This is a genomic window from Flavobacterium sp. CG_9.1, assembly GCF_015751645.1.
GTDB classification, from domain to species: Bacteria; Bacteroidota; Bacteroidia; order Flavobacteriales; family Flavobacteriaceae; genus Flavobacterium; species Flavobacterium xanthum.
On the sequence record NZ_JADOVC010000007.1, the window covers coordinates 112,461 to 132,970 of the forward strand.

Genomic DNA, 20,510 nt, shown 5'->3' on the forward strand with positions numbered 1-20,510 from the left:
CTGTTCAAGTTTCCTCGCCGGAGCGTGGCATGCTTTAGTAGTGATGATTTGCTCATTCTAAATTGTTAGTGTTGAGTTTACCAAATAAGAACTAATGTAGGCAGTATCTTAGTTTTTGTAAAGAACGTTTATTTGTCGAGATATTGATCTAAAACCGCGTTGATTTTTTTAATTCTTTCAATGGTCGCTTCTCCATCAATGGTGTTGTCAATTTGTTTTTGTTCTGTCTGTGAGGCAAACTGCAGGGCACACATAGCCAATACATCTTGTTTATCTCGCACCGCATAATTTTCTTCAAATTGCTTTATCATCTTATCAATTTTTTTAGAAGCACTTCTTAGCCCTTCTTCCTGAGAGAGATCTACCGTTAAAGGGTAAACCCGGTCTGCTATTGATATTTTAATTTTAAGCTTTTCGTCCATATCTTTTATTAATCGGATAGCTGTGCTATACAGTAATCAATTTCGCGAATTAATGAATTTATTTTAAGCTTCGTATCTCTTTTATCTTCGTCACTGCCTAGTAATGTATTTGCTATTTTGAGTGCTTCATACTGCGTTTTTAGCGCTTCAATCTCTTTTGATTGAGTTTGTATTATGGAGGCAGTTTTTGTTAATTCGTCTTTCAAATCTTGATTGTTTTTCTCTAAACCTTTCATTTTCATAAAAAGTTTTTCGACTTTATTTTCAAGAGTATCAATAATTTTTGCAATTGCACTCATTATATATCCTATTCATTACATAATCATACAAAGTTAGTATTCCTTTTTAATTTTGCAATATTTTATTATTTTTTTTGCATTAAATTAATTAAATCCCAGCGTCACAAATGGTTATGAAGTTATTTTCTATGGAAGTTTTAAATACTTTTTTTTACCTTAGCAAAAATGTAAACCATGAGATTTTCGATATTCTTTTTATTTTTCAGTACTACTATTTTGGCACAAGTTGACTATCCAAAAGATTATTTCAGAACTCCATTGGATATTCCAATGCAGTTGTCCGGTAATTTTGGAGAATTGAGACCCAATCATTTTCATGCAGGATTTGATTTAAGAACACAGCAAAAAGAAGGCTTGAAAGTATATGCAGTTGCGGATGGTTATGTGTCAAGAATTAAGATTTCTACTTTTGGTAATGGAAAAACGATTTATATCAACCACCCCAATGGATATACTTCCGTTTATGGACACCTAAAAATGGCCAATGGTGAAATAGAAAGGTTTATTAAGGAAACCCATTATAAAGAGGAATCATTTGAAATTGAAATGTTTTTTAAGCCAGATGAAATGGTGGTAAAAAAAGGTGATATAATTGCCTTTTCTGGAAACACTGGCGCTTCAGAAGGGCCTCATTTGCATTTTGAATTTCGAGATTCTAAAACGGAGTTTATCATCAATCCAATGCTTTTTGGATTCAATACATTTTTAAAAGACACCAAGAAACCAATCGTATCAGGAGTTTACGTATATCCCTTAGATGCTAAAACTACGGTTAATAATTCTAAACGTCCTTTGTTACTGAATGTTTCTTTACAAAAAGATGGGACTTATCTATCGGATAAAGTGGTTGCAAATGGCGCAATCGGTTTTGGGATTTCGGCTTATGACTCTGATGATGTTTCTTTTAATAACAATGGAGTGTATAAAGTGCAGTCCTTTTATAATGGGAAACCAAATTTTGGTTATGAATTCAATACCTATTCCTTTGATGACATGCGTTACATTAATGCTTTAATTGATTATTCAAGATACAAGAAAATGCAACAACGCGTTCAGAAGCTTTTCATGAAAACTCCCTATAATTTGAGTTTTATTCAAGCCGATGAAAATAAAGGGGTTTTGCAAGTAACACCTAATTTAGCCTCGCTGTATCGCATTGAAGTTTCGGATTTTTTTGGAAATAAAAAAACGATCGCAATTCCGATCAAATATGATATCTTGACTACTATAATCAATAAGGAACCTGCGCAATCCAATTATTTTGTTCGAGCAAATAAAGACAGCAATTTTGCTTTAGAAAACATGTCGGTTTTCTTTCCTGCGGGAACTTTTTACGAAGATTTTGATTTGAATTTTGATGTAAAAAATGATACGTTGTTTTTGCATGACGATACGGTTCCTGCACACTCTAATTTTACAATTTCCATTGAAGACACAAAATCTTCGGAAGGGCAGAGAGAGAAAATGTTTATTGGCAGAATCGAAGGCAAGAAAATAAATTATAATCCAACGTATCGAAAAGACGGTCTTTTTACATCAAAAGTTAAAATCTTGGGAAAATATGCTTTGATTGCTGATACGGCAGCGCCAAAAATAAGTATTGCAACACCAATTGAAGGAAAATGGATCAGTGATCAAAAAATAATTCAGCTCGTGATTAATGATGAAGGATCGGGTATAAAATCTTATAATGGCTATTTAAATGGTAAGTGGGTATTATTTGAATATGATAATAAAACCAAGAAGTTAACGCATTTTTTTAGCGATGGAATAACGTCTGACGGTGGTAATGATTTAAAAGTGGTTGTGGTTGATAATGTAGGAAATTCAACTACCTTTGAAACTCGTTTTTTTAGAAGTCAAAAATAATAAAAATCAAACCCTTTGAACGCGAATCAATTAGTTTCTGTATTCTTTTTTTACTTATGTAGCCTCAGTCTTTATGCCCAAACGGCTCGGATTAAAGGGGTTATTTTAGACAAAAACAATCAGCCCGTAGAAAACGTAAATGTTTCCTATTCCAATATTGGTACACAGTCCAATAAAAACGGATTTTACAATCTAAAAGTCCCTGCGAACCAAAATGTAAAGGTCGTTTTTACGCATGTCTCTTTAAAGAAAATCACGATTACCTTTTATTTGGATTCTAATGAGGAGAAAGAGTTCAACCCAGTGATGAGTGACCAAGAAGAGCAAATGGGGGAAGTTATTGTTACGGCGAATAATAGAAAGTTGATTCAAGGAATTACTACAATTGAGCCGGAGATCCTTCGAAAAATTCCTGGTGCTAATGCTGGAATTGAAAATATTTTAAAAACCTTGCCAGGAGTAAACTCTAATAATGAATTGAGTACACAATATGCAGTGCGCGGTGGAAATTATGACGAGAATTTGGTCTATGTTAATGAAATCGAAGTGTATCGTCCGTTCTTGATTCGTTCAGGACAACAAGAAGGTTTAAGTTTTACCAATACGGATTTAGTTCAAAATGTTGAGTTTTCAGCAGGTGGTTTTCAAGCCAAGTTTGGCGATAAATTATCTTCGGTATTGGATATTACCTATAGAAAACCGATTCAATTTGGCGCAAGCGTTGAAGCTAGTTTTCTTGGCGGAAGCCTTTCGGTTGATGCGGTTTCCAAAGATAAAAAATGGTCAGCTGTTACGGGAGTTCGATATCGAAACAATAGCCTTTTGGTAAAAAGTCAAGAGACGCAAACTAATTTTACGCCATCATTTGCTGATGTACAAACCAATATCAATTATCAAGCCTCCGCTAAATGGCAGTGGAGTTTACTAGGGAATATTTCTCAAAATAAATACCAATATCAGCCCTTAACAAGACAGACTAAATTTGGAACGATAGACAATCCTATGGCGCTTACTGTTTTTTATGAAGGTCAAGAAAAGGATAAATACGATACTTATTTTGGAGCTTTAAAAACAACCTTCAACGTCTCAGATAATTTTACCCTGAAATTCATAGGGTCTATGTTTCATACTTTAGAACAAGAATATTTTGACATTTTTGCGCAATACCGCCTTGGCGACGTTGATGCCAGTATAGGTTCTGAAACGTTTGGTGACGTAGCTTTTACGAGAGGAATTGGTTCTCAGCTGAGTCATGCTCGTAATGATTTGGATGCCTTGATTGTAAATACCGAAATCAAAGGATTTCATGATTGGAAAGAAAGCCAATTTGAATGGGGAATTAAATACACGCGAGAATCCATTCGGGACAGAATAATTGAGTGGGAAGTTATTGATTCGGCCGGTTTTTCTTTGAATCCGCCAATTATAGATTTGCCAAAAAATAATCAGCCGTATTCGCCTTACACCGGGCCACTTGTCCCGTATCAAAATATCCGTGCGACTAATTTTAATTCCATTAATAGATTCTCAGGTTATGGTCAGTGGAGTATGAAATCCAATATTGGGACTAGTGAGGTCTGGTATAATGCTGGCGTCCGAATGCACAATTGGGAAGTTTCAGGAGCAACTATTATAGGAAAATCCCAAACAACTTTCAGCCCTAGAGCGCAATTTGCCATTAAACCAGATTGGGAGAAAGATATGGTCTTTAGACTTTCAGGAGGATTATACCATCAGCCACCATTTTACAGGGAGTTAAGAGATAGTAATGGAAAAGTGCAACCTAATACGGAAGCGCAGCAATCGGTTCATGTTGTTTTGGGGAATGACTATAGTTTCAAAATGTGGAATCGACCTTTTAAATTGGTTTCAGAACTGTATTATAAAGCGCTAACAAATGTCAATACCTATACAATAGACAATGTTCGGATTCGATATGCTGCTAATAACGATGCTACGGCTTATGCACAAGGGTTAGATGTGCGCTTGAATGGGGAATTTGTTCCTGGAACAGAATCGTGGTTTAGTTTTGGTTATTTGAAAACGGAAGAAAATAGCAATGAAAAAGGATTTATTGCAAGACCCACGGATCAAAGATTGAAATTTGGACTTTTGTTCCAAGATTATATGCCTGCCATTCCAAGTATAAAATTATATTTGAATTTAGTTTACAACACGGGATTACCTGGCGGTTCCCCCTCGTATGCCGATCCCTATTTATACCAAAACCGATTGAATGATTACCGCCGTGTAGATGTAGGTTTTTCTAAGGTTTTTATTGATCATGCTACTAAAAAGGAAAATAATACGGGCTGGTTGAAAGATTTTAGAGAGTTGGCAATAGGCTTAGAAATTTTTAATCTTTTTGACAATCAAAATGCGATTACCAATACTTGGGTTCGGGATGTGTATTCGAAAAATCAATATGCAATTCCTAATTATATGACCACCAGAGTTTTTAATGTAAAATTGACAGCGAAGTTGTAATGGGGAATTCTAACGAAGGTAGGGTCCAATTTTTATTAGTTAAATCAAGTATTGAATGGCGTTACCATTTTTAAAAATGATTACATTTGAATTTTAATAGTACAACAACATGAAAAAAATACACATCACAATAATAGGAATTACAATTTTACTTTTAACAAGTTGTAAAGAGGAAGTCGAAAGACCAAAAGTTACTTATGATGGCACAAATAGATCAAAAGAATTAAGCAAAGCTGATTCTACTCAAATACAAATTGCCGATTTGCCACTTCAAATGGAAGGTACGGACTACCTGCTTCATCCTATTGCAGATTTAAGTATTCGGGAGCGAGGAGTAAAATCTAGATACGGTTCCTCTAGTGTCAATGATTTGAGTTTTACCATCTCAAACTACGGCGAATATGAAATCACCGGTTTTTTACAGAATATAAAATTTCAAAAGGTAGATTCAGATTCTATTAGAAAATTGACCGAAAGACCTGTTTTGATTCAAACAGCAACCTATTTGAAGTCGGTTGCGGATAAGACCAATAACCAAATTATGGTCTACACCATGGTAGATATGGACACGAATAAGGATGGAAAATTAGACACAAGTGATATTAAAGCATTGTATTTAAGCGATATTAGTGGTGAGCGATTCACTAAGATGTCATCTGATTTTCAAGAATTAATCGATTGGAAATTGATTGGATCTAAAAACCGATTGTACTTTCGAACCGTTGAGGATACCAATAAAAATGGTGAATTTGATAAAAATGATGTCGTTAACTATTACTATATCGATTTGTCAAATAAGGAATGGAAAATAATTGGTTACGAGCCAGTTTAGAAGCACTGATTTTAAATCAAAATATCACTCTCTAAATCTGATTTTTCAATTTTGAAATCAAAACCCAACTGTTTTACTAATTGAATCACAAGGTTTTTATACCAGTTCTCGGATTTGGGATGAATGTATATTTTTTCGATTAATACATTGATGTCCACATTGATTTTCAATCCTTCATTAATTTTAATCTCGCTTTCACCAATATCAGTAAGGATACGTACTTCACCTTCATATTGAAAACTTTTGCGCTTGAATAAAAAGGGAAAAAATAAATCATCAAACGGAATGTGCTCTTTCTTGTAGTCGATGTAATTTACTTGTCCAATATATTGATTGAAATTTACTTCCGGAGCCAAGGCTTTTTGCAAACGCCCAATGGTAGATTGAATGGCTAAACCTTCACTGTTTTGCGTGAAAATTTGCCACATGGCAAAGGATTCATATTCATTGATATGCCAGCTGCTGACGGCTACTTTTTCCCGATGTGTTTTATAATAGTTCAAAAAATCAGGATTGTCTATCGAAAGCTTTTTTATTTCTTCAAAAGTGGGTTCGCTAAAAGTACCTTCATATTGATCTTCGAATTTATCAGATCGTGACATGAATAGCTTTTCAGACATTAATAAATCCAAAAACTTAGATAAGTCTAGGTATTTCCAAACAACGGTGTTTGGATTTTCAGGGAGTTTTAGCGTTGGATTTTTGATGTACATTTTTTTTATTTTAACTTTAAAAAATAATACTACTTCCTACATCTCGCTGCTACTCAAAAGACTGCAGCGTGACTAATTTATTATACACGCCATTTAAAGCGATTAGTTCTTCGTGGTTTCCTTGCTCTACTATTTTACCTTTTTGCATTACAACAATTACATCTGCTTTTTGAATTGTAGATAATCGGTGGGCGATTACAATCGAAGTTCTGTTTTGCATCATGTTTTCTAAGGCGATTTGAACAAATTTTTCGCTTTCGGTATCTAGTGCTGAGGTCGCTTCATCCAAAATCATAATTGGAGGATTTTTCAGTACTGCACGTGCAATTGACAAACGTTGTTTCTGACCACCAGAAAGTTTGTTTCCGCTGTCGCCAATGTTGGTATGAATACCTTTTGGTAAATCTTTAACGAATTCATAGGCATTGGCAATTTTCAACGCCTCGATAATTTCGTCATCGGTAGCGTTTAATTTTCCTAATGAAATATTTGCTTTTATAGTGTCATTAAATAAAATACTATCCTGTGTAACTAAACCCATTAATCCGCGAAGTGACTGCAAGTCTAGATCTTGTATATTGGTCCCGTCAATAGCGATTGTTCCTTCATTTACATCGTAAAAACGGGTTAATAAATTAGCAATCGTACTTTTTCCGCTACCAGATTGTCCTACAAGTGCAACTGTTTGTCCTTTTTTAACTTGAAGCGAAAAGTTCTTTAGCACATTTTCGTCTTCATATTTAAAGTTGATGTTTTTAATGGTGATGTCTGATTCAAACGTGTTTTTTTGAATCGCATTTTCCTTAGAGGTGATTTCGTTCTCCACTTCTAAAACTTCAAAAACACGTTCTGCTGCTGCTAAACCATTTTTCACAGCATAAGAAGCTTTAGAAATTGCTTTGGCGGGAGTAAGAATATTAAAAGCCAAGGTTAAGTATACAATAAAAGCCGATCCCTCAAGTGTTTTGTCTATTAAAACTAAACTACCACCATAAAAAAGTAGCATGGCAATTGTTGTTACACCTAGAAATTCACTCAAAGGTGTAGCTAAGTTGTTTTTACTTCCTATACTGTTTGTTAAATTTAATAAGCGTGTAACCGAATCATTGAATCTGCTTTTGAAATTAGGTTCGGCATTATAACTCTTGATTACTTTTAATCCTCCTAATGTTTCATCGACAATTGAAATCAAGAAGCCACTTTCTTTTTGAGCTTCTAGAGATTTGGCTCTCAGATTTTTAGCTAATTTGGAAATAATCCAGCCAGAAATTGGTAGGAAAATCAGAACAAATAAGGTCAGTTTTACGCTAAGAATAAACATGGTAACTAGCGCGAAAATAATGGTTAGCGGCTCTTTTACAACTAGTTCTAAAATAGAGAAAAAGGAGTTTTGTACTTCGTTGACATCACCCAGCATGCGTGCCATAATATCCCCTTTTCTTTTCTCCGAATAATAAGAAATGGGTAATTCTATAATCTTATCATACATTGACTTTCGCAAATCTCTTAACACACCATTCTTTAGGTGCATAATGTGATGTGAGGCTAAAAAGTTGAATAAGTTCTTGAATAAAAAGGTCGTTATTACCATTAAAACTACAAATAACAAGGCTACTTGTATGCTGTTGCCTTGTGTCAATGTAGAAATTTGATAATACATGTAATCAGTACCATATTGTTTAATATCACCTATTCCAGTATATATGGGTTTTGTAAGTACGGCTTTTGTTTTGCCAAAAAGCACTTCCAGCACTGGAAGTAATGTTAACATAGAAATAGTGCTGAATAAAGCGTACAAAATATTATAGATCACATTCCAAATGATGTGCGATTTATAAGGTTTTGTATAAGGCAATAATTTTAATAAACTTTTATCCATTAGTTCAACTGCATTGCAATAATAATATTTTTAATCTTTTCGTTTAAAATGCTTTCTACATCGTCAAAATCTTCTACAGCATCCAGTTCGGTATTTACACTGATATAGAATTTAATTTTTGGCTCCGTTCCACTTGGTCTAGCACATATTTTTGAGCCGTCTTCGGTGTAATAAATCAATACGTTCGATTTTGGAATGACCATTGTTGATTCGGTTCCATCCAACAAGTTTTTAGCGATTGAAGATTGGTAATCTTCCAGCATAATGACACGTTGGCCGTTGATTTCTTTCATTGGATTTTCTCTCATGTCAATCATCATCTGATTGATTTCTTGTAAACCGTCCATTCCTTTTTTAGTCAATGAAACCAAATGTTCTTTGTAAAATCCGTTATCAACATACAATGTAAGGAGTTCTTTATAAACGGTACTTCCTTTTGCTTTGGCTTGAGCCGCTAATTCGCAAATCAATAAAGTAGCCGCAACAGCATCCTTATCACGTACAGCATCACCAACCATGTATCCAAAACTTTCTTCGCCACCGCCTATGAATTCTAACTCTGGAAAGTCTTTGATCATCTTGGCAATCCATTTAAAGCCGGTCAATCCCACTTTGCATTCCACATCGTAGTTTGTTGCCAATTCCATCATCATCGGGGTCGAAACTATGGTAGATCCTACAAATTGTTTTCCGTTGATTTTCCCCGCTTTTTTCCATTGTTCCAGTAAAAAGGCAGTCATCAAAATCATAGTTTGATTTCCGTTCAGCAAGGTCATTTTACCTTCGTTATTTCTAACCGCAACTCCCAATCGATCACAATCAGGATCCGTCCCAATTACAATATCCGAATTGGTTTTGTCTGCCAAGGCCAAAGCCATTGTCAATGCTTCTGGCTCTTCAGGATTTGGAGATTTAACGGTAGGGAAGTCCCCATTAGGTACTCGTTGTTCTTCTACAATATTCACATTAGGATAACCCGCTTGCGATAAAGTATCAGGAACTAATTTTATAGAAGTGCCGTGCAAAGAGGTGAAAACAATATTCAGCTCTTTTTTGGCTTCAGCCGAAGTACCAAAACTCGCATTTTCGATAGTCGATTTGATAAAAGCTTTATCAATTTCTGTATCAATATAATGAATCAAATTTTCATTTGCAGTAAATTTAATCTGATTGTAATTTAAATTTTCAATAACATTGATGATGCCTTCGTCTTCTGGCGGTACGATTTGTCCACCATCTTGCCAGTATACTTTGTATCCGTTATATTCAGGTGGATTATGGGATGCCGTAAGCACAATCCCACATTGGCAACCCAAATGTTTCACAGCAAAGGACAATTCTGGAGTAGGTCTCATATCGGAAAATAGATACACTTCAACTCCATTAGCACTAAAAACATCTGCAACTAATTTGGCTAGTGTATCACTATTATGACGACAATCATAAGCAATAACGGCTTTCAAAGGCTGGTTAGGAAAGGCCGTGTGCATATAATCTGAAAGTCCTTGCGTGCTTTTTCCCAGCGTATATTTATTGATGCGATTGTTCCCCACGCCCATAATACCGCGCATTCCGCCAGTTCCAAATTCAAGATTTTTGTAAAAACTCTCCTCTAGATCTTTTGGAGAGGTAGTCATTAATTCTTTAATCGCTTCCTGCGTAGCGGTATCAAATGTTGGTGTTAACCACTCATTTACTGCATCTAAAATGTTTTGTTTGATTTCCATGCTGTATTTTTTTTTAGTTTCTAAATTCGGAGTTTAAATTTAAATCTAATTGTTTTTTTTAGGAGCTTAATCCTGCTATGCGTTACAATCTTTTATGCTGAACCCCAGCATAAAAGGATTTTCACTGCTATCAGGGCTAGTTAGTAGGTGATAGAAAATTATTTTTTGCAACCAATTTTATTTTTTTTCGGTATCGATTTTTGCATCAACATATTTATCTTCAAGATAATTTACGGCTTCATAAATATCTGGAAAATGATTTTCAATTCCTAATTGCCTTATTGCTGTTTACGGCACTCAAAAAATTTATCGCTCCGTTTTCAGTAAAGGAAGAGGGTATATATCTTAATTCTACTTCGTTTGAGGTCACAATTTGCGACCTCATACTAGTAAACTTTATTTCAGTGACTTTAAAAACGAAATCTTAAGGGAGCTGTTTTTTATATCAGTACCTGCTACCAAGAAGTCTAAATTATAAAAAATTAACTTCACTCGAAACTTTATAACGCTCTTCATTATTTTTTGTTCGCAAAATGATTTCACCTAGAAATCCAGCCAAAAATAGTTGTGTTCCCAAAATCATCGTGGTCAATGCAATAAAAAACCAAGGATTATTCGTTACCAGACTATAGCGCATGTCATTGTACATGTGGTACAATTTGGAAACGCCAATATATCCCGCAAGCACAAATCCAATGATAAACATGAAGGAACCCATAGCGCCAAAAAGGTGCATCGGTCTTTTGCCAAAACGAGACAGAAACCAAATGGTAATTAAATCCAAGAATCCATTAATGAAACGTTCCATGCCAAATTTAGTTTCACCATATTTCCGAGCTTGATGCTGTACTACTTTTTCGCCAATTTTTCCAAAACCGGCATTTTTAGCCAAAACTGGAATGTATCGGTGCATTTCACCCGAAACTTCAATGTTTTTTACAACAATATTTTTATAAGCTTTCAATCCACAATTGAAATCATTCAATTCTACACCAGATGTTTTTCTCGCCGCCCAATTAAATAATTTCGAAGGCAAGTTTTTTGCTACTACGGAATCGTAACGTTTCTTTTTCCAACCGGAAACTAAATCATATTTCCCGTTGATAATCATATCGTACAATCCTGGAATTTCCTCTGGACTGTCTTGTAAATCGGCATCCATGGTAATGATGACATCACCTTGGGCTTTTGCAAAACCAGCATGCAAAGCCTGTGATTTGCCAAAATTTTTCATGAATCGAACGCCTTTTACATTTGAGTTTTCAACGGCAAACCCTTCAATTATATTCCATGAATTATCCGTACTTCCGTCATCTAGAAAAATGATTTCGTAGGTGTAATTATGAGATTGCATCACTTTGATGATCCAATTGTAAAGTTCACTAAGCGATTCCTCTTCATTTAGAAGCGGTATGAGTATGGATAAATTCATTAATTTTTATTCTTGTGTGGATTTGCTTTTAAAGAATGCCGCCAAAATTAAACCAAAAATTGAACTAAAAACAATACTAAAAACAGAACCTTTAAGTAATTCTACAGTAGAATAAGGATTATTTTCTCTTAATTTAGCTATGGCTTCATTGATGGCTGATGCTGGTGTTCCAAACTTCTGCATCATATTTACAGTGTACTTAATCATTAATTCACTTAAAGTATCTTTAGCTGAAGGATCAATGAAATTAAATAAAAGAATATTAAAAAGAGTAGAAATCAATATACCTATTAGTATGGCTATGAAGTACGTTGTAAAAGCATCTTTGAAAGAGAAAACACCGTTCAGTTTTCTTTTTGTTTTAGAAAGCAAGACAATTCCCAAAACGAGATAGGTTAAAATACTCAAAACGCCAATCCACCAAGAAGTGAACAAATTTAAATCAATAGCGTATATTGTTGCTGTAATTAATGCAGAAACAATTCCGATGGCTACTCCAAAGGTTATTCCATTCTTTTTAATAATTTCGTTGATCATTTTGGTTGTTTTAGAATTAGTCGACAAATATAACAATTCCCAATATATTCAGAGCTAAAAATCGGTTTTTACAATTATATAAAAAAAGTGTTTCAAAGATTTGTTTATTGAAAAATAATTGTAAATTTGCAAACTCAAAATAATAGTGTAAAACAAAAAGTTATGAGGTGTTTATACCTTTTCTGTTAGAAGAAAAGCTTCAAGACAACTTATAATTAACAAATAAAAAAAGATTAACAAGATGAAAAAAGGAATTCACCCAGAAAATTACAGATTAGTTGCATTTAAAGACATGTCAAATGACGAAGTTTTTATCACTAAATCTACTGCAGATACAAGAGAAACATTAACAGTTGACGGTGTTGAATACCCAGTTGTAAAAATGGAGATCTCTAGAACGTCTCACCCTTTTTACACAGGTAAATCTAAACTTATTGATACTGCAGGACGTATTGACAAGTTCAAAACTAAATACGCGAAACACGCTAAATAATAAAAGCTCGTTTTTAAATACATCAAAGCCCTCCTTTTTGGAGGGCTTTTTTATTTTATATTTGAAAACTTTGTAACTTTGAAGTCAATATTATAAAAAGGGAAATTGTTTGAATTAATTTTTAATCAACAAATAACCGAATCAACAAATAAACAATTTTATGAATTACATACTTTTTGACGGACCATCTAGAAACGCCTTGTTGCCTTTTACGTTCACGCGTCCAGTTGCTGATATTTTAATCGGTATTATGACGATTCGTCAAAAGTGGGAAATGCGTTTGGGATCTACCACAACTACATTAACAGAAGAATATTTGTCTGAAAAGTTTCCAATGGTGGAATTAGAAACGAATGTAATGATAAATGCTTCTTTTCTTCCAAACAATATTTTGGTCGAAATGGTAAGTAATCTAGAACCAAATCAAGCTATTTTTAAGGGAGATGAAGTAATTGCTTTTTATACCAATGAAGACCAGGAAGAAGTAGATTTTGATGCTTACGAGATTATAGAATATAATGAGGACTGTTTGACAGTTCAAAATACGTGGGATATTTTTGCTAAGAATGATGCAGCAATTCGAGAAGACTTTGAATATTTAATAGAGGATAGAAGATCACAGCCCATTCCAAAAAGTGTCAACGTAATTGCTCCTGAAAATATTTTCATAGAAGAAGGAGCAAAGTTAGAATTTGTTACTTTAAACGCATCTACGGGTCCGATCTATATCGGCAGAGATGCTGAAATTATGGAAGGATCTGTCATCAGAGGGCCTTTTGCCTTGTGCGAAAATGCAGTTGTAAAAATGGCATCTAAGGTGTATGGAGCTACAACCGTGGGTCCACATTCCAGAATAGGCGGTGAAGTTAATAATTCGATTTTGTTTGCATACTCCAATAAAGGTCATGACGGATTCCTAGGAAATTCTGTTCTTGGGGAGTGGTGTAATATTGGTGCCGACAGTAATAATTCGAATCTAAAAAATAACTACGAAGAAGTAAAATTGTGGAGTTATGAAACCGAAGGATTTGCAAAAACAGGACTTCAGTTTTGTGGTTTGATGATGGGAGACCACAGTAAATGTGGGATTAACACCATGTTCAATACGGGAACGGTTGTAGGAGTAAGTGCTAATATTTTTGGCAGTGGATTTCCACGCAATTTTGTGCCTAGTTTTTCTTGGGGAGGTGCTTCTGGTTTTACGACTTATATCACCAAAAAGGCTTTTGAAACCGCTCGATTAGTCATGAGTCGCAGGAATGTGGAATTCGATGAAAGAGAAGCGGCTATTTTAGAACATATTTTTGAGGAATCTAAAAAGTGGAGGAAAGAGTAGTTTTTTTGATACTTAAGAATGAATTCCTTTTAAATCAACTTGAATTCCAACTTTAGTCTTTATTTAAGAATAGTGAAAAAACCTAAAAAGCCTCCTAATCGATGCTTTTTAGGTTTTTTATTGATAGGCATAAACGAGGGAGCCATTTTTGATTAAGTCAATCAGCATAATAGCATTCTTGTCAGGAACTGAGAAGCACCCTAAGCTGAATTTACTATACATTCTTTTTGAGGAATGGACCACGATGTTTCTTTTTAAAGCATTGGAGTTTTTGTCATTCTCTAGGCCATTTAATCGCAAAGAATAACCCCATGTACCTTTATACGTTTGTAAAGTAACATAACACCCAAGAGAAGTTGCGTTGCTTCCTTCAGTATTACTAAATAAAGTAGGTGTCAGTCCAGTGCCTGAGCCTGAACCATGGTCGACATTGCTTTCAAGTAGTATTTTACTATTTTTTAAATCAATAACATAAAGTCTTGCTTCCTCAATTGATTTTGAAAAATCAATTAAGGTTATAATGTTTTTATTTTTAGCCTTAAAACCCCATTTTGTCTGTATTTCGTAAGCTTTCTTAACAATTTCTTGGTTGCCTTGCGCAACAATAAAATGGAAACTGCATAAAAGAAGTATAGTTAGTTTTTTTTTCATGGTTCCGTTTATAAAATAGTTTCTCTTATTTCTTCAATTGCGTTGGACCAGCATGTCATCAGCAGCATAATCTGCGGCATTCTCGCAAAAATAAACAGCTGCGAAATTAGGTAACTTTCTTTTTAGCTGTTTGATTATGCAAAGACCTGTATTTCAAATACAAAACTATAAAATAATACTTTTATTGCACTCTGTTTTCTAATTTATTAAGGATTGATTGTTAGTCAATTGTATTCTCAAAAGGCTTTTAAGTGCTTCGGAGTTAGTTTTTTGAGGCTTAATGTTTTATTTTTATAAAAATAATTAGAAAACAAGTACGATTTACTCAGTTTAGATTATTAAATAAAAAAGATTTATGGAAGAGATTATTGGGATGTTAAATGGTATTGTATGGAGTAATGCGCTAATTATTTTGTGTTTGGGGACTGGGTTATATTTTTCTTTAAGAACGCGTTTTTTACAGATACGTCATGTTAAAGAGATGTTTAGGTTATTGTTTGACGGTAAGAGTTCCGAGTCTGGAGTTTCATCTTTTCAGGCTTTGTCAATGTCTTTGGCAGGCAGAGTAGGTACAGGAAACATTGCAGGGGTTGCTACAGCAATAGCTTTTGGAGGGCCTGGAGCCTTATTTTGGATGTGGATGGTGGCTTTTTTTGGAGCAAGTACCGCTTTTGTTGAGGCTACATTAGCCCAAATTTATAAGGAAAAGCATTTGGGAGAATTTCGCGGAGGACCTGCTTTTTACATTGAGCGAGGTTTAGGTGTAAAATGGTTTGGGGTCTTATTTGCAGTAGTTTCTATTATATCTGCAGGAGTCTTGTTGCCAGGTGTTCAAGCTAATTCTGTTTCAGACGGAATACAGAATGCATTTGAAATTGAGACTTGGAAGTCAGGTTTAGCGGTGGCTTTGATATTTGGTGCTATCGTTTTTGGTGGTGTAAAAAGAATCGCAAAATTCACCGAATTTGTCGTACCGATAATGGCAATCGCTTATATTGTTATTGTACTGATTATTATAGCAATTGATATTGATAAGCTTCCTGGTGTAATCGCCTTAGTTTTTAAAAGTGCTTTTAATATGGAAGCTGGTTTTGGAGCAGTTTTTGGGTTAGCAATCCAGTGGGGGGTGAAACGAGGGATTTATTCGAATGAAGCAGGTCAGGGTACAGCACCGCATATTGCTGCTGCAGCAAATGTTTCGCATCCTACTAAACAAGGGTTAGTTCAGTCCTTTTCGGTTTATATTGATACGTTGCTAGTATGTTCAGCTACTGGATTTATGTTACTGATTACGGGAAAATATAATGTGCTGAATCCAGAATCAGGTCCCGATGGAGCTACCAACTATTTGTATCAAGGAGCACAAAATGTATTGGCTGGTCCCGGATTTACACAAACAGCAATGGACAGTGTTTTGCCTGGTTTTGGTTCTTATTTCGTGGCCATTGCATTGTTTTTCTTCGCTTTTACGACTCTATTGGCGTACTACTATATTGCTGAGACAAACATTTCGTATTTGACTAGGAATTTGAAATCTCCTATTTTTACTCATCTACTGAAAGTGTTTATGATGGTAGTGATTATGTATGGCTCCATCAATCAAGCAAAATTGGCTTGGAATATTGGTGATTTAGGAGTGGGATTAATGGCTTGGTTCAATATTATTGCCATTCTTCTTTTACAAAAGCCAGCATTGTTAGCCTTAAAGGATTACGAAAAACAACGAAAAGCAGGAATTGACCCTGTTTTTCATCCAGAAGATATTGGGGTGTCAAATGCCCATATTTGGAATACGATAAATAAAAAGAAAGAAGAGTAGCCCTTTAGTATACATGCACTTTAAGAGCTTCTAGATAGCAGAATTTATTCTGTTTTCTAGAAGCTCTTATTTTTTAGTACACCAATTACTTAATTAATCTATCTTTGCACTTTTTAAAATAAATCGGTTTTCAGCGTAACAAACAGCCGAATCTACAAATCTACATTTCAATGATTACAGTTAACGATATCTCAGTACAATTTGGTGGAACTACCCTTTTTAGCGACGTTTCTTTTGCTATTAATGAAAATGATAAAATTGCCCTTATGGGCAAAAATGGAGCAGGTAAATCAACGCTTCTTAAAATAATTGCAGGGCAAAGCAAACCTTCAACAGGAAATATTTCGGCGCCAAAAGATGCTGTAGTAGCTTATTTGCCTCAGCATTTATTAACTACGGACGGTGCTACGGTGATGGAAGAAACGTCGAAGGCCTTTGGAGAAATTTTTGGAATGAAAGCGGAGATTGATGAAATTAACGAGCAATTGACCATTCGTACTGATTATGAAAGTGATGCCTACATGAAATTAATCGAAAGGGTTTCTGATTTAAGTGAGAAATTCTACGCGATTGAGGAAGTGAATTATGAGGCTGAAGTAGAGAAGATTTTAGTTGGCTTAGGATTTATGCGCGAAGATTTTAACAGACAGACTTCTGAGTTTTCAGGAGGTTGGAGAATGCGAATTGAGTTGGCCAAAATCCTTCTGCAAAAACCAGATTTAATTTTGCTAGATGAGCCTACCAATCACATGGATATTGAAAGTATTCAGTGGTTGGAAGATTTCTTGATTAATTCGGCCAAAGCCGTTGTGGTAATTTCTCACGATAAAACTTTTGTAGATAATATTACCAACAGAACGATTGAGGTAACAATGGGAAGAATCTATGATTATAAAGCAAAGTATTCTCATTATCTGGAATTGCGAAAAGACAGACGCGTGCATCAGCAAAAAGCATACGATGAACAACAACGTATGATTGCAGACAACCGAACTTTTATTGATCGTTTCAAAGGAACATTTTCTAAAACGGATGCGGTACAATCGCGTGTCAAAATGTTAGAGAAATTAGTCATCGTTCAGGTTGATGAAGTAGATACATCAGCATTAAAATTAAAATTTCCGCCAGCAGTACGCTCGGGACAATATCCGGTAATTGTAAAAGATTTATCTAAATCATACGGTGAACATGTGGTTTTTAAAGACGCTAATATTGTTATTGAAAGAGGAGAGAAAGTGGCTTTCGTAGGCAAAAATGGGGAAGGAAAATCGACGATGATTAAAGCAATCATGAAAGAGATTGAAATCAATGGTGGTAGTTTAGAAATTGGTCATAATGCACAAATTGGTTATTTTGCGCAAAATCAAGCTTCTTTATTAAATGAAAACGCTACTATTTTTGAAACTATTGATGATATTGCCGTTGGTGATGTTCGAACAAAAATCAAAGATATTTTAGGCGCTTTTATGTTTCATGGTGATGATGTGACTAAAAAAGTAAAAGTGCTTTCTGGTGGAGAAAAAACACGTTTAGCAATGATTAAATTGTTGCTGGAACCAGTAAACTTATTGATTCTTGATGAACCTTCGAATCACTTGGACATGAAAACTAAAGATATTATCAAAGATGCGTTACGTGATTTTGATGGAACTTTAATCTTAGTTTCTCACGACAGGGATTTCCTTGACGGATTAGCGACAAAGGTTTTTGAGTTTGGAAATAAAAGAGTAGTGGAGCATTTTGAAGATATCACGGGTTTCTTGGCGCACAAGAAGATAGATAGCATGAAAGAGATCGAGAAATAGTGTTTAGAAAATAGATTTTGAATAACTGTTTATAGATATAAAAAAGGCATAAATGAATTCTTATGCCTTTTGTGTTTAGTAAAGTAGGGAATTAAATTTCCTTTAGGATGTTTTTTCTTTTGAAATACAGAGCGATATAAGCTAAAAAACCGCAAACTAGGCCTATCACGATCATATTCCAGATAGAGCTATAAGTTTGTGAAAGTGTACCGTTTTCGATAATTAAAACCCGGAAAGCTTTTAAGAAATGGGTTAAAGGAATGCAATTGGCTATGCCTTGCACCCAAACAGGCATCTGACTTAAAGGCCAGGTAAAACCGCTTAAAATAAAACTCGGTGTAGCAATTACCATTAAGATCTCAGTTGCTTTTAGCTGGTTCGGAACCAGAATACTGACTAAAATTCCGATGAAGCACACAGAAATCACAAATATTCCTGCGACAAACGTAAGCGGAAGCAGATTGTCATAGAAAGGAATTCTGAACCACAAAGTAAATAACCAATACAATAGCCACAGTCCGAAGCTCATAATCAAATAAGGAATAATTTTCACGCTCATTAATTTTAGTAACGAGGGACATTTTTCAACTAATTCCTTGAAGGTACCATTTTCATATTCTGATGCAAATGCCAACGCTAAACCCAGTAATAAAACTTGTTGCAAAACAGCTGCTAATACTCCAGGCCAAAGAAAATACATGTAGTTCGTACTTCGATTGAACTTTTTTACGAATGTTGTTTTAAACGGTTCGTATTGTGTTGCAACCAAATTTTCCGGTACTCCTTGTTTGCGTAACGTTTCTATTTGGATTCCAGCTTTTAAGGTCCCTAAACAAACTTGCAAAGCCGTAGAAGCATAATTGGCAGTTAAAACATTTGAGGTATTTACAATCGTTACAATTTCAGGATATTTTTTTGTCAATACCATTTTTTCGAATCCCTTGGGAATAATCACTACGCATGCCGCTTCTTTGTCTATGGCGATTTGGGAAAGATTACTTTGGTCATATAATAATGAAGTGATATTAAGGACTTCATTATCGTCAAACATTTGCAATGCTTTTGAACTCATTTCACTGCGATCTTCATCGACCACAATAATGGGTAAATCAGTTACTTTTCCCTTGCCATAAACGTAGCCTAACAAAATACCATAAAGCAATGGGGCTCCAATAAAAAGCAATCGTAGTACTTTATTCTGCCAAAAGAGTTTGAATTCTCTTTTGAGAAGTGACAGGAAGTTTTGCATAATTTATAGGGATAAAGTTACAGTGGTTTTTGTAATCAGGTCTTTTGCTTCTTCGCCATTCGAAGGAGTTACTTTTATTTCGAACAAACTTTCCTGCATTTCATAATCAGGATAAGCAGTTGCAATATTTCCATAAGCTCCTAATTGTTTTATTATAGTGACAGTTCCTTTAAGGTCTTTCTTTTTGTAGGGAACATGAACTGTTATTTCCTGTCCTTTTTTTACTTTATCCAATTGGCTTTCCGCGACGGTAAAACGGAAGTAAATACTATCCGTTATATAACCGTTAAACAAAGTATATCCCGGTAATGCAAGCTCGCCCAAGTTTAATGTAATGGTTTCGATACTCATATCTTGGGGAGCAAGGATATAGCGTTCTTTGTCAGCAGTTTCTACTTCCTGTAATGCGCCAATAGCCTTGTCTTGTTGGCCAAGAGCCATAGTTTGTTGCTCAATTCGTCCGCCTCTTTTTGCTTCGTCTAATTCTGCTTGCACTGCTGCATATTGAGCCTGTGCCCCTTGATATTTGGCAAATGTTTCATCATAAGTTTGTTGTGAAACCAAGGAGTCTTTGAGCATATTACTCAAACGTTTTATGGATTTTTGAGCAAAGTCATATTGTTCTTTTAGTCCTTGTTTTTTGGCTTCAAGTTGTTTAATCTGATTTTCAGTTGCTCCTTTTACAGCCATATTGTACTGCGCTCTTGCTGAAGTAACTGCGCCTTCTGCCTGATTCTTTTTTGCGTCAACTTCTGGAATGTCAAGGAGGGCAAGTGTATCTCCTTTTTTTACCAAATCACCTTCTTTTACAAATATTTTTACAATCTTTCCGGGAATCTTACTGACGACTGCAATTTGTTCCTTTTCTACCTTTCCTTGAATTTGATTCTCGTTTTTTGATTTTCCACAACCCATAAGTAAAGTTGAGATTGCCACCAAAGTGATCATTTTTTTCATAGC

The 20,510-nt window shown here is 34.9% G+C and carries 17 protein-coding genes; 7 read left to right on the forward strand and 10 right to left on the reverse strand.

Translation table 11 applies throughout. From position 1 onward, the window contains the following. Positions 1–128: 128 nt before the first annotated feature. Together IWX83_RS05790 and IWX83_RS05795 are read right to left on the reverse strand one after the other, a co-directional pair. On the reverse strand, positions 129–422 hold the full coding sequence (locus IWX83_RS05790; protein ID WP_066077743.1) for a cell division protein ZapA: 294 nt from the start codon (positions 420–422) through the stop codon (positions 129–131). An 8-nt stretch (positions 423–430) separates the two neighbouring features. Then, positions 431–721, reverse strand: coding sequence for a hypothetical protein (locus IWX83_RS05795; protein ID WP_196828291.1), 291 nt, complete (start codon positions 719–721; stop codon positions 431–433). Between the two features lie 174 nt (positions 722–895). Between IWX83_RS05795 and IWX83_RS05800 the strand changes: the two genes are divergently transcribed. The 3 genes from IWX83_RS05800 (at position 896) to IWX83_RS05810 (ending at position 5,909) form a co-directional block, all read left to right on the forward strand. Continuing rightward, positions 896–2,590, forward strand: a complete 1,695-nt coding sequence (locus tag IWX83_RS05800) for a M23 family metallopeptidase (protein WP_196828293.1) — start codon at positions 896–898, stop codon at positions 2,588–2,590. A gap of 15 nt (positions 2,591–2,605) precedes the next feature. Further along, entirely contained in the window at positions 2,606–5,077 is a 2,472-nt protein-coding gene (locus IWX83_RS05805) for a TonB-dependent receptor (RefSeq protein WP_196828295.1), read from the forward strand. A gap of 109 nt (positions 5,078–5,186) precedes the next feature. After that, a complete protein-coding gene (locus tag IWX83_RS05810) occupies positions 5,187–5,909 on the forward strand; it encodes a hypothetical protein (protein WP_196828297.1) in 723 nt (240 codons plus the stop codon). 11 nt (positions 5,910–5,920) lie between these two features. Here IWX83_RS05810 and IWX83_RS05815 read toward each other — a convergent pair whose 3' ends face one another. The 5 genes from IWX83_RS05815 to IWX83_RS05835 form a co-directional block, all read right to left on the reverse strand. Next, a complete protein-coding gene (locus tag IWX83_RS05815; protein ID WP_196828299.1) occupies positions 5,921–6,622 on the reverse strand; it encodes a hypothetical protein in 702 nt (233 codons plus the stop codon). A 49-nt stretch (positions 6,623–6,671) separates the two neighbouring features. Next, positions 6,672–8,501: an ABC transporter ATP-binding protein gene (locus IWX83_RS05820; RefSeq protein ID WP_196828301.1), complete on the reverse strand. Its 1,830-nt coding sequence runs from the start codon at positions 8,499–8,501 to the stop codon at positions 6,672–6,674. Then, a complete protein-coding gene (locus tag IWX83_RS05825; RefSeq protein ID WP_196828303.1) occupies positions 8,501–10,228 on the reverse strand; it encodes a phospho-sugar mutase in 1,728 nt (575 codons plus the stop codon). Before IWX83_RS05825 ends, IWX83_RS05820 begins: the two co-directional genes overlap by 1 nt. Before the next feature lie 472 nt (positions 10,229–10,700). Then, positions 10,701–11,660 carry a glycosyltransferase family 2 protein gene (locus IWX83_RS05830; protein ID WP_073350797.1) on the reverse strand — a complete coding sequence of 320 codons (960 nt, stop codon included), beginning with the start codon at positions 11,658–11,660 and terminating at the stop codon, positions 10,701–10,703. A 6-nt stretch (positions 11,661–11,666) separates the two neighbouring features. Further along, positions 11,667–12,197, reverse strand: coding sequence for a DUF4199 domain-containing protein (locus tag IWX83_RS05835; protein ID WP_196828304.1), 531 nt, complete (start codon positions 12,195–12,197; stop codon positions 11,667–11,669). A 241-nt stretch (positions 12,198–12,438) separates the two neighbouring features. Here IWX83_RS05835 and IWX83_RS05840 point away from each other — a divergent pair, with 241 nt between their 5' ends. Together IWX83_RS05840 and IWX83_RS05845 are read left to right on the forward strand one after the other, a co-directional pair. Then, a complete protein-coding gene (locus IWX83_RS05840; protein ID WP_066077760.1) occupies positions 12,439–12,690 on the forward strand; it encodes a type B 50S ribosomal protein L31 in 252 nt (83 codons plus the stop codon). A 160-nt stretch (positions 12,691–12,850) separates the two neighbouring features. Beyond that, a complete protein-coding gene (locus IWX83_RS05845; protein WP_073350801.1) occupies positions 12,851–14,026 on the forward strand; it encodes a GlmU family protein in 1,176 nt (391 codons plus the stop codon). Between the two features lie 117 nt (positions 14,027–14,143). Here the strand turns inward: IWX83_RS05845 and IWX83_RS05850 are convergent, their stop codons facing one another. Further along, a complete protein-coding gene (locus IWX83_RS05850) occupies positions 14,144–14,677 on the reverse strand; it encodes a murein L,D-transpeptidase catalytic domain family protein (protein WP_196828306.1) in 534 nt (177 codons plus the stop codon). Between the two features lie 355 nt (positions 14,678–15,032). On the opposite strand from IWX83_RS05850, the gene IWX83_RS05855 reads away from it, so the two are divergent. Continuing rightward, positions 15,033–16,496 (forward strand): sodium:alanine symporter family protein, encoded by a 1,464-nt coding sequence (locus IWX83_RS05855; protein ID WP_196828308.1) that lies wholly within the window; start codon positions 15,033–15,035, stop codon positions 16,494–16,496. 170 nt (positions 16,497–16,666) lie between these two features. Beyond that, positions 16,667–18,301: an ABC-F family ATP-binding cassette domain-containing protein gene (locus IWX83_RS05860; RefSeq protein ID WP_196828309.1), complete on the forward strand. Its 1,635-nt coding sequence runs from the start codon at positions 16,667–16,669 to the stop codon at positions 18,299–18,301. A 91-nt stretch (positions 18,302–18,392) separates the two neighbouring features. Here IWX83_RS05860 and IWX83_RS05865 read toward each other — a convergent pair whose 3' ends face one another. Both IWX83_RS05865 and IWX83_RS05870 read right to left on the reverse strand, forming a co-directional pair. Further along, positions 18,393–19,550, reverse strand: coding sequence for an ABC transporter permease (locus IWX83_RS05865; RefSeq protein ID WP_073350808.1), 1,158 nt, complete (start codon positions 19,548–19,550; stop codon positions 18,393–18,395). 3 nt (positions 19,551–19,553) lie between these two features. Then, positions 19,554–20,507: an HlyD family secretion protein gene (locus IWX83_RS05870; RefSeq protein WP_196828311.1), complete on the reverse strand. Its 954-nt coding sequence runs from the start codon at positions 20,505–20,507 to the stop codon at positions 19,554–19,556. Positions 20,508–20,510 lie beyond the last annotated feature (3 nt).